The organism is uncultured Blautia sp., assembly GCF_902497045.1.
In the GTDB taxonomy this organism is placed as follows: Bacteria; Bacillota; Clostridia; order Lachnospirales; family Lachnospiraceae; genus Blautia_A.
This window is the reverse complement of sequence record NZ_CABVDF010000296.1, coordinates 1-2748: the sequence shown is the minus strand read 5'-3', so window position 1 is coordinate 2748 and position 2748 is coordinate 1. Positions and strand designations below refer to the sequence as shown.

Genomic DNA, 2748 nt, shown 5'->3' with positions numbered 1-2748 from the left:
TATCATAACCGTCTTCTCCATGGTAAAATATAAATATCAATTCGGTTTAATTCAGCGGGAGGTTTTTTATGAAAGTTGTTGTAGCAGTTGATTCTTTCAAAGGAAGTATAACTTCTATGGAAGCAGGAATAGCAGTAAAAGCCGGTATACTTGCAGCTCATCCTGAAGCCACCGTCATTGTAAAGCCACTGGCTGACGGAGGAGAAGGAACCACCGATGCCCTGATCGAAGGAATGAACGGAAAACGAATCGATCTGACGGTCTCAGGTCCTATGGGCGATCCAGTCAGAACATATTACGGCTATCTGGAAAATTCTAATACAGCAATCATGGAAATGGCTTCTGCTGCAGGGATCATGTTATCTGATCATGCCACCCCTCAGGAAGCTACTACTTACGGTGTGGGAGAAATGATCCTCCATGCCATAAACAACGGAATCCGTAATTTTATCATCGGCATTGGCGGAAGCGCCACAAATGACGGAGGCATCGGAATGCTGAAAGCTCTTGGATTTTCTTTTCTGGATCAAAATGGAAAAGATGTTGGAGAAGGGGGCCAGGCACTGGAAAAAATCGTATCTGTAAATATGTCAGATAAAATGGAGCTCCTCTCTCAATGTCATTTTCAGATTGCCTGTGATGTCACAAATCCTCTCTGTGGTCCTAATGGCGCTACCTACATTTACGGTCCTCAGAAAGGCGTTACTCCTGAAGCGGCTCCTGTACTTGACGCAGGCATGGCTAACTATGCAGCTGTCACCGCCTCTGTTATTGGGTCAGATTATTCCCTTGCTGAAGGAGCCGGTGCAGCCGGCGGTCTTGGATTCGCATTTTTAAGTTACCTGAATGGTGTTCTCACCCCCGGAGTGCAGCTTCTTCTGAATGCCATACATCTTGAAGAAGAAATCAAAAACGCGGATATTGTAGTAACCGGAGAAGGGCGTCTGGATCACCAGACCGCCATGGGCAAAGCTCCTGTAGGCGTTGCACGGCTTGGAAAAAAATACGGTGCAAAAACCATTGCATTTGCCGGAAGTGTAACAAAAGAAGCCACAGCCTGCAATAAGGCCGGTATCGATGCGTTCTTCCCCATTATAAGAGGAATTTCCACTCTTGAGGAAGCCATGGATCCCCAGACAGCCAGATTGAATATGAAAGCCTGTGCGGAACAGGTTTTCCGGCTTCTCTGAACAGCCAAGGCCCCCTCAAAGATTCACTTTGAGGGGGCCTTATATCATCAATTATTTTCTTTTCAGACTACACAAGGCGTCTTACAGACAGAATTGTTCTGTATGTAGCATCGTTGCTGATCTTAATACCATCTCTGGAGTTGGAAGCATGTACAATTTTTCCATCGCCCATATAGATAGCTACATGACCGCCGTAGCAAATCAGATCTCCCGGCTGTGCATCTGCATAAGATACCTCTGTACCTGCATTCTGCTGCTCATATGATGTTCTCGGAAGGCTTACGCCAAAGTTTGCATAAACACTCTGTACAAAGCCGGAACAGTCAGCTCCGTTTGTAAGGCTGGTTCCTCCCCAAACATATGGGTTACCTACAAACTGTGTTGCAAAATCTACAACAGAAGAACCTGAGCCGGATCCTGTAGAGCCTGAACTCTCGTATTCTTCTGGATCCACAGTATTGTCACTGTCGATCACATTACCGTACTCATCGTATTCAACATCGCCTTCTGAATTTCCATCATCTTCTGTGAGGATCTCATCAGGATCAATCTCATTTCCATTCTCATCATATACAACATCACCGTTTTCTGCTGCATCTTCAGGATCGATCTCATTTCCCTCTTCGTCGTATACGGTTGTGTTTTCCTGCTGTTCTGCTTCCTGGCGTGCTGCCTCCTCTGCTGCTGCAAGCTCAGCCTGACGTCTGGCTTCCTCTTCTGCTGCGATTCTCTCAGCTTCCAGACGTTCGATTTCCGCCTGCTGCTGCTGAATCAAAGCGGCATATTCATTAGCCATCTGCTGTGCATATGCAATCTCATTGTCATAATTTGCAGATGTTGCTTTTCTTTCATCGATCGCAACCTGGAGGTTTACAGATTCGGCTTCATATTCCTGCTTCATGCCTTCCAGTTCTGCTTTTTCCTGCTGATACTGATTTCCAAGCTTTGTTACCTGATCAATTGTATTTACATATTTTTCCAGGCTCTGTCTGTCATAATCATACATCTTCTGAGTATACTCAGCCTTAGTAAGAAGCTCGGAAAGATTCTCTGCATTTACCATCATCTGGAACCATGCATCGTTTCCGCCTTTTTCATATAAATACTGAATACGCTGTTTCATTGCTGCGTACTGTTTATCTTTTGCATTCTGAGCTTTCTGAAGATCTGACTGTGTCTGTTTGATATCAGCCTCTTTATTGCTGATATCTCCTTCCAGAGTCTGAATGGAGACCATGACATTTACAAGATTAGCGTCCAATGCTGCAATCTCATTCTGAAGCTGCTCTTTTGCTGCATAAAACTGATCGATCTGAGCATATGTGGCATCAAGCTGTGCACTTGTCCATGCCTGCTCCTCTCTCAGTTCTTCTTCTCTGGAAGCACTTACAGTAGCAACCTGTGTACCCATCATCATAACTGCTAACATCAGACATACAATACGTTTTTTCATGTTTCTCACCTCTTATAATTAACAAGTTTTGTAACATTTACGAAATATCTTTTTCAAGTTCTTTTACATATTAACACAGGATTACATGGATTGCAAGTATTAATT

2 protein-coding genes are annotated in these 2748 nt (G+C 44.2%); one reads left to right on the top strand and one right to left on the bottom strand.

Going from position 1 to position 2748, the window contains the following annotated elements; translation table 11 throughout:
* The first annotated feature begins 68 nt into the window (after window positions 1-68).
* Window positions 69-1190 (top strand): glycerate kinase, encoded by a 1122-nt coding sequence (locus RDS42_RS13955; protein WP_308784195.1) that lies wholly within the window; start codon window positions 69-71, stop codon window positions 1188-1190.
* Between the two features lie 67 nt (window positions 1191-1257).
* On the opposite strand, the gene RDS42_RS13950 is transcribed toward RDS42_RS13955, so the two are convergent.
* Window positions 1258-2643: an NlpC/P60 family protein gene (locus RDS42_RS13950; RefSeq protein ID WP_308784194.1), complete on the bottom strand. Its 1386-nt coding sequence runs from the start codon at window positions 2641-2643 to the stop codon at window positions 1258-1260.
* Between the last annotated feature and the right edge of the window lie 105 nt (window positions 2644-2748).